This is a genomic window from Bradyrhizobium sp. SHOUNA76, assembly GCF_023006445.1.
GTDB lineage: Bacteria > Pseudomonadota > Alphaproteobacteria > Rhizobiales > Xanthobacteraceae > Bradyrhizobium.
Map to the genome: position 1 here is coordinate 1 of NZ_JALBHA010000343.1, position 7,213 is coordinate 7,213.

General features: G+C 65.5%; 8 protein-coding genes. 3 read left to right on the forward strand and 5 right to left on the reverse strand.

Features of this window, described 5'->3' with window-relative positions:
* The 3 genes from MOV74_RS26765 to MOV74_RS26775 form a co-directional block, all read right to left on the reverse strand.
* On the reverse strand, nucleotides 1-863 hold an 863-nt coding region (locus MOV74_RS26765; protein WP_246929465.1), incomplete at its 3' end, for an AAA family ATPase.
* 217 nt (nucleotides 864-1,080) lie between these two features.
* Nucleotides 1,081-1,737 carry a DsbA family protein gene (locus MOV74_RS26770; protein ID WP_246929470.1) on the reverse strand — a complete coding sequence of 219 codons (657 nt, stop codon included), beginning with the start codon at nucleotides 1,735-1,737 and terminating at the stop codon, nucleotides 1,081-1,083.
* Nucleotides 1,738-1,863: 126 nt separating this feature from the next.
* On the reverse strand, nucleotides 1,864-2,355 hold the full coding sequence (locus MOV74_RS26775) for a DUF721 domain-containing protein (RefSeq protein ID WP_246929471.1): 492 nt from the start codon (nucleotides 2,353-2,355) through the stop codon (nucleotides 1,864-1,866).
* Nucleotides 2,356-2,527: 172 nt separating this feature from the next.
* Here MOV74_RS26775 and mutY point away from each other — a divergent pair, with 172 nt between their 5' ends.
* Nucleotides 2,528-3,628 carry an A/G-specific adenine glycosylase gene (mutY, locus tag MOV74_RS26780; RefSeq protein WP_246929475.1) on the forward strand — a complete coding sequence of 367 codons (1,101 nt, stop codon included), beginning with the start codon at nucleotides 2,528-2,530 and terminating at the stop codon, nucleotides 3,626-3,628.
* Between the two features lie 68 nt (nucleotides 3,629-3,696).
* Nucleotides 3,697-4,119 (forward strand): PaaI family thioesterase, encoded by a 423-nt coding sequence (locus MOV74_RS26785; RefSeq protein WP_246929476.1) that lies wholly within the window; start codon nucleotides 3,697-3,699, stop codon nucleotides 4,117-4,119.
* A gap of 208 nt (nucleotides 4,120-4,327) precedes the next feature.
* On the opposite strand, the gene MOV74_RS26790 is transcribed toward MOV74_RS26785, so the two are convergent.
* Nucleotides 4,328-5,608: a flavin-dependent oxidoreductase gene (locus MOV74_RS26790; RefSeq protein WP_246929477.1), complete on the reverse strand. Its 1,281-nt coding sequence runs from the start codon at nucleotides 5,606-5,608 to the stop codon at nucleotides 4,328-4,330.
* Between the two features lie 125 nt (nucleotides 5,609-5,733).
* Between MOV74_RS26790 and MOV74_RS26795 the strand changes: the two genes are divergently transcribed.
* Nucleotides 5,734-6,354 carry a glutathione S-transferase family protein gene (locus MOV74_RS26795; RefSeq protein ID WP_246929480.1) on the forward strand — a complete coding sequence of 207 codons (621 nt, stop codon included), beginning with the start codon at nucleotides 5,734-5,736 and terminating at the stop codon, nucleotides 6,352-6,354.
* A gap of 133 nt (nucleotides 6,355-6,487) precedes the next feature.
* Here the strand turns inward: MOV74_RS26795 and MOV74_RS26800 are convergent.
* Nucleotides 6,488-7,213, reverse strand: a 726-nt coding sequence (locus MOV74_RS26800; protein WP_246929483.1) for a LysR substrate-binding domain-containing protein, incomplete at its 5' end; no start/stop codon positions are given.

A 7,213-nucleotide genomic window follows, 5' to 3' on the forward strand; every position in this document is an offset into this window, starting at 1 on the left:
CGCGCTTCGGCATCGCGCAGAGCCGGCATTTCGGCAGCGCGGATCGCCTGGATGCGGGCGGCTTCGGCCTGGTGCTGGGTGCGCTCGGCCATCTCGCGGACGGCGAGATCGTGGGTCTGGCCGGATTCGTTGACGTCGGCATGGGCGCCGATCCAGCGCAGATGGAACAGGGTGGCTTCGGCCTTGCGGACCTTGGCCGCGACCTCGCGATAACGCACGGCCTGGCGGGCCTGCTTCTTCAGGCCTTCCATCTGTCCTGCGAGCTGGCCGATCACGTCCTCGACACGGGTGAGGTTGGTTTCGGCGGCCTTCAGCCGCAGCTCGGCCTCATGACGGCGGGCATGCAGGCCTGCAACGCCGGCGGCGTCTTCCAGCACGCGGCGGCGCTGCTCGGGCTTGGCCTGGATGATTTCGCCGATCTTGCCCTGGTGGACGAGAGCCGGCGAACGCGCGCCCGTAGCGGCATCCGCGAACAGGATCTGCACGTCGCGGGCGCGCACGTCGCGGCCGTTGATGCGATAGACCGAGCCGGCTTCACGCTCGATGCGGCGGGAGATTTCGAGCAACTGGCTGTCGTTCATCGCCGCCGGCGCGGTGCGATCGGAATTGTCGATCGTCATCGTCACTTCGGCGTGGTTGCGCGCCGGACGGTTGCCGGAGCCGGCAAAGATCACCGCGTCCATGTCGGCGGCACGCAGCGACTTGTACGAGGTCTCGCCCATCGCCCAGCGCAGCGCTTCGACGAGATTCGACTTGCCGCAACCGTTGGGGCCGACCACGCCGGTCAGGCCGGGCTCGATGACGAAGTCCGTGGCCTCAACGAAGGACTTGAAGCCGTGAAGGCGCAGGCGGGTGATTTTCATAAGCACGCATCTCTGTTGGCAGGCGCGAATCCCCCTGCCGGGACAATACCATGGAAGGCAATGTCGCTCTCTGGGTGAGTCGCGCGAGGCGCCTCATGCGGCTGGACAATGGCCGTGGTGCGCCGCGAGGGCAACCGGCGAAAGCCGCTTTTCCCAAGGGATTTATCCCGGGAAAGATACGGCTTTAGATGCGCGAATCAGGATTGTCGCGTGCGAATCAGCTCTTCAGCAGCGGATTGATCTTCTTGGCGAAATCCTCGAACGAGGTCTCGCCCTTGATCTTCTCGCCGTTGATGAAGAAGGTCGGCGTCGAATCCACCTTCAACACGTCGCTGGCATATTTCTGGTCGGCGGCGATCTTGTCGAGCAGCGCCTGGTCCTTCAGGCAGGCTTCGACCTGCTGCTGGGTGAGGCCGGCCTGCTTGCCGATCCGCGTCAGGGTCTCGGTGGTGTTCTTCATCACCCAGTCGTTCTGCTGGCGGAACAGCATGTCGGTGACCGCGAAGTATTTGGGCGCGTCGTCCTTGGCGATGCAGCGCGACAGCATCGAGCCGGCGGCGGCTTTGATATCGAGCGGGAACTCGCGGAAGATGTAACGCACCTTGCCCGTGTCGATGTATTCCTTCTTGATCTTCGGGAACACCTGCTCATTGAAGGCGGCGCAGTGTGGGCAGGTCATTGAGGCGTATTCGGTGATGGTGACGGCGGCATCCTTCGGGCCGAGCGCCATGTCGGGCAGCGACACGGGCTTCGCTACATCGCCGGCCGACTGTGCCATGGCCTCAGAGACGAAGCGCAGCGGAGAGAACCCGGCGAGCGCGGCAAGCCCGGTCAGCGACAGCATCGTGGTGAAGGCGCGGCGGGTGATGATCACGGTCGGCTCCCGGATTGGCAAGGTCTTGCCCGGAGTTCCCGCCGGGCGGCCTGTCGCTAGCTCGAAACGTCGTTTGAGGCAATGGCGAGCGCTACGGACAGGTCCAGATTAGCGGCGGAATGAGGCTCAATTTCGCTTGATGGCGGCCCCTAGCCGCGCCAGCGCCGTCTTCAGTTGTTCATCTTCGATGTCGCCGAGGCTCTCCGCCACCTTGGCTACCGATTGGGGATCGGGCGGGCCGGGTCGCACCGGCCGCCGGGCACGCGACAGCGGGGCCTGGCGGAAGGCGAGCTTGCCGACCGCGTTCCAGCCGAAGAAGCGGTTGACGCGCTCCAGGATCACGTCGGCGGAATGCTGGATCTCAAGGGCCATCGGCCCCTCGACCCGCAGCACCAGCGTCGCCGGCTCCTGCGGCTGGCCCTCCACCGGCCGCGGCCATTGCATCTTCAGCGGCTCGGCATGAGCTGCGATCTCCGGCCCGGCAATCTGCGCCCACCGCGTCACCAGCTCGCGCGCGGCAAAGCCCTGCTTGGCATAGGCCTCGGCAAAGACGTCATTGAGCAGGATCCCGAGCGGCTTGGCGCTGATCGGACCGGGTTTGGGAGGGAATTTGGACATGGATCGTTATAGCACTTCCGGACGCAAGCCACACAGTCCCGGGTTGTCATGGCCGGGCTTGTCCTGGCTTGTCCCGGCCATCCACGTTCTTCCGCGAAGAAAAGACGTGGATGCCCGCGACCAGCGCGGGCATGACGTGGAGTGATCGCCACGAGGCCGCTACAGTGGGCGCATGAGCCCGAAATCCGCACTGAAGGCGAAATCGGAACCGAGTCAGGCGGAGACCTCGTCGCGCCCGATCGCACTTCTGCAATGGTACGACCGCCACCGCCGCCGATTGCCCTGGCGCGCGGCGCCTGGAGAGGCATCGGATCCTTACCGCGTCTGGCTGTCGGAGATCATGCTCCAGCAGACCACGGTGAAGGCGGTCGGCCCCTATTTCGAAAAATTCGTTGCGCGCTGGCCTGAGGTTAGCGCGCTCGGACGGGCCTCACAGGATGACGTGCTGCGGATGTGGGCCGGGCTCGGCTATTATTCGCGCGCACGCAACCTCCATGCCTGCGCGGTCGCCGTGACGCGCGACCATGGCGGCACCTTTCCCGACACCGAGGAGGGCCTGCGTGCACTGCCGGGCATCGGGCCCTACACGGCGGCGGCGATCGCGGCGATCGCCTTCGATCGTCACACCATGCCGGTCGATGGCAATATCGAGCGCGTGGTGTCTCGGCTCTTTGCAGTTGAAGAAGAGCTCCCGCAGGCCAAGCCGCTGATCCAGCAACTGGCATCGACGCTGCTGGCAAACTCTCGCGCCGGCGATAGCGCGCAGGCGCTGATGGATCTGGGCGCCTCGATTTGCACGCCGAAGAAGCCGGCCTGCTCGCTGTGCCCGTTCACTGAGGATTGCACCGCGCGTGCACGAGGCACGCAGGAGTCATTCCCGCGCAAGGCGCCGAAGAAGAGCGGGACGCTCCGCCGCGGCGCCGCCTTCGTCGTCACGCGCGGCGACGAGTTGCTCGTCCGCTCACGGCCGGAGAAGGGCCTGCTCGGCGGCATGACGGAAGTGCCCGGCTCGGACTGGCTCGCCGGCCAGGATGATGCGGCCGCGAAGCAGCAGGCTCCCACACTGAAGGGGTTGTCGCGCTGGCAGCGCAAGCTGGGCGTGGTCAACCACGTCTTCACGCATTTTCCGCTGGAGCTGGTGATCTACACTGCCAAGGCCGACGCCCGGACGCGCGCGCCCGAGGGCATGCGCTGGGTCCCGATCGCAACCCTTGCCGGCGAAGCGCTGCCCAACGTCATGCGCAAGGTGATCGCGCACGGATTGGATCTCTAGGACTGGATCTGCTGACACTATGCCGTCAGCAGGGCTTGCGCTATCGGTTGACGGCAACGGAGGCTACCATGGTCAAGACCGCGCTCGACAACTTTCCAAGGCCACCCTGCGCCGAGTTGCTCGGCTGGCGCCTGCTCGATGCCCGCCCCGAGGAGGGCTGGATCAAGCTCGCCTTCGAGGGCAAGCCGGAGTTCTGCAATCCCGCCGGCTTCATCCAGGGGGGCATGCTCTCGGCCATGCTCGACGACACCATGGGCCCCGCCGTGCTGGTGATGAGCGAGGGCCGGCTCTACACGACGACCATCAGCATGACCGTGAATTTCCTCAGCCCCGCAAGGCCGGGACCGATCGTCGGCGAGGCCAAGGTGACGCAACTCGGCAAGACCATCGCGTTCGTCGAGGGCAAGCTGATGTCCGAAGACGGCACCGTGCTGGCGACGGCGAGCGCGAGCGAGCGGCTGCTGGAAGCGGCGAGGGTGGTCGGAAAATAGTCTCGTCGCGCATGCGGTACCCCTTCTCACCTTGTGGGAGAAGGTGGCGCGAAGCGCCGGATGAGAGGTATCTCTCCGCGGATTCAAATCGCGAGATGCGCGCGCCGAGAGAGACCTCTCACCCAAGTGAGGTTGTGTCTACCGGCGTCGCCGCCCTCTCCCACAAGGGCGAGGGCACAGTCATGCGCATCTCGCCTGGTGCAGAAACTCACGTCTCAATCCGCCTGGCGTCCTTGCTCACGATCGGCGGCTTCGCGTTCAACGCTTCCACCTGGAATCCCGCGACGCGCTTGTAGTTGGCGGCGATGTCTTCCAGCTCCTGCTGCGACAGCACGTCGGTGACGACCTCAAAGCCGTCGGGCGCGCGCTCCTCGACGAGCTGCATCACCTGTTCGGGGCCGTTCTTGCGGTTGAGCAGGACGAGGTCGGTGGTTGCGGGCCGGCGCTCGGCCTCATAGGCGAGCAGCGCCGCGGTCGTCGGTCCATGCGCGAGAATCTCGCGGGTGATGGTGCGGGCATCGAGGATCGCCTGCGAGGCGCCGTTCGATCCGATCGGGTACATCGGGTGCGCGGCATCGCCCATCAGCGTGACCTTGCCAAAGGTCCATTGCGAGACCGGATCGCGGTCCACCAGCGGATATTCATAGGCGTGCGGGCAGTTCTTGATCAGGCCGGGCACGTCGAGCCAGTCGAATTGCCAGCTCTCGAACCAGGGCAGAAACTCCTCGAGCCGCGCGGTGCGGTTGTAGTCCTCGCGCCGCCATTGATAGGTCGGCGGCATGTGGCGCTCGGCGACCCAGTTGATCAGATGATCGCCGGACGCGTCCGGCGCCTTGCTGATCGGATAGCAGACGAATTTCAGGATCTCGTGCCCGGCCATGATCATGGTGCGGCCGGTGAGGAAGGCTTTTGCCGGCGTGACGCCGCGCCAGAGGATGCGCCCGTTCCAGATCGGCGGGCCTTCGCCCGGATAGAGCTTTTCGCGCGCGGCGGAATGGATGCCATCGGCGGCGATCAGGATCGCGCCGTCGTAAGTTCCCGCGGCCTTGCCGGTTGCCCTGTCGATGAAGTCGGCGCGCACGCCCTCGGCCGTCTCGCTCCAGCCGGTCAGATGGTGGCTGGTGAGAATGTTCTCTCGGCCGAGCCGCTCGACCGCGGTGTCGAGCAGGAGCTGCTGCAGCGTGCCGCGATGGATCGAGAATTGCGGCCATTTATAGCCGGCTTCCAGCCCGCGCGGCTCGCTCCAGATCGGCTTGCCGTGCTTGGAGAAATAGGCGAGCTCACGGGTCCGCACGCCGCTGGCGTCCAACTTGTCCATCAAGCCCAGCTCGATCAGCTCACGCACCGCATGCGGCAGCACGTTGATGCCGACGCCGAGCGGCTTCAGCTCGGCGACGCTCTCGAACACTTTTACGGGAACGCCGATCTGGTGCAGGCTGAGCGCAAGCGTCAACCCGCCGATACCGCCACCGGCGATGAGTACGGTCATGACAAATTCCCCCTTCGATTGACGGCGTCTTGGCACGGCCGGGCCGCCGTGGGCAACTGCGAAGAGGTCCCTATGGACGGCGCGGCGAGGGGCCGTTAACCTCGGGTTTTCCCATGAGGTCCGACATGCTCAAGCTCTACTACGCCACCGGCACCTGCGCGCTCGCCACCTACATCACGCTGGAGGAGGCCGGCGCCGACTACACGGCCGAGCGGCTGAGCTTCAAGGACAACCAGCAGACCAGCCCGGACTATCTCGCGATCAATCCGAAGGGCCGCGTGCCGGCGCTGGTGACCGATCGCGGTGTCCTCACCGAGACGCCGGCGATGCTGGCCTACCTCGCGCAGACGTTCCCCAAGGCGAAGCTCGCGCCGCTCGACGATCCCTTCGACTTCGCCCAGGTGCAGTCGTTCAACTCCTATCTCTGCTCGACCGTGCATATCAACCATGCCCACAAGATGCGCGGCGCGCGCTGGGCGACGGAGGAGAGCTCGTTCGCCGACATGAAGGCTAAGGTCCCGCAGACCATGGCCGCCTGCTTCGCGCTGATGGAGCAAAAGATGTTTCGGGGACCCTGGGTGATGGGTGATCAGTACACGATCTGCGATCCCTATCTCTACACCCTTTCGACCTGGCTCGAAGGCGACAGCGTCGACATCAACGCAACGCCGAAGATCGCCGATCACTTCAAGCGCATGTCGGACCGCCCCGCCGTGGCAAAGGTGATGGCCGCGCAGAAGGCGTAACGGCGCGGCGGCTTCGTAGGGTGGGCAAAGGCGCGTAGCGCCGTGCCCACGATCTTTTCCCGATCGCGACAGAGGGTGGGCACGCTTCCGCCTTCGCTCTTCGAGCTACGGCGGACAAGTCGCTTTGCCCACCCTACGATAGCTTGCGTTTGGCTTGCTCCAGCTCCCGTCCCGTTTCCAGCATCAGCCGCCGCAGCCAGATCGAGCCGGGGTCCATCTGCGCGCGGGTTGGATGGAACATGAACTGCTCGTCGATCCCTGGGTCGAGCGGCGGCGTCACCGCGACGAGGCCGAGTTGTTTCGACAGCGCTGCGATCAGCCGGCGCGGCACGAAGGCGACGAGGTCGGTACGAGCAGCGACGTGCAGCGCTTCGAGATAGCCTGAGACGACCAGCGAGATGTGCCGCTCGATTCCCTTGGCTCGCAGCCAGGTATCGATCAAATCCTCGTTGCTGCCGCGAATGATCACGCCGACGTGGCGTGCGGCCAGGAAGGTTTCGCGCCGCTTCAGCTTCGTAGCCATCGGGTGGCCGCGCCGCACCGCCAGCGCGTCGCTATCGGTGTAGAGCAATTGGCGGTGAAAACCCTTGAAGGCATTGCCAATCGAGATCACGAGGTCGATGGTGCGGGCGAATTCGGCGTGGAAGATCGCTGATCCCCGCCACGGCACGACGTCGACGCGGACGTTGGGCGCAAGACGCGTCACCTTCTCCATGAGCGGCGGCATCAGCAGCTCGACTGCCAGGTCGGGCATCATCAGGCGGAATTGCCGCTCGCTGCGTGCCGCGTCGAACTCGTCAGGCACGAACAGCCCGCGCACCTGGTCGAGCGCCTGAGCGAGCGGCGCGCGCAAGGCCTG

Excerpts from the sequence above, each read along its gene's own strand:
- MOV74_RS26775 (WP_246929471.1), bottom strand. The coding sequence starts at position 2,355 with ATGTCCAAATTCCCTCCCAAACCCGGTCCGATCAGCGCCAAGCCGCTC.
- mutY (WP_246929475.1), top strand. The coding sequence starts at position 2,528 with ATGAGCCCGAAATCCGCACTGAAGGCGAAATCGGAACCGAGTCAGGCG.
- MOV74_RS26785 (WP_246929476.1), top strand. The coding sequence starts at position 3,697 with ATGGTCAAGACCGCGCTCGACAACTTTCCAAGGCCACCCTGCGCCGAG.
- MOV74_RS26790 (WP_246929477.1), bottom strand. The coding sequence starts at position 5,608 with ATGACCGTACTCATCGCCGGTGGCGGTATCGGCGGGTTGACGCTTGCG.
- MOV74_RS26795 (WP_246929480.1), top strand. The coding sequence starts at position 5,734 with ATGCTCAAGCTCTACTACGCCACCGGCACCTGCGCGCTCGCCACCTAC.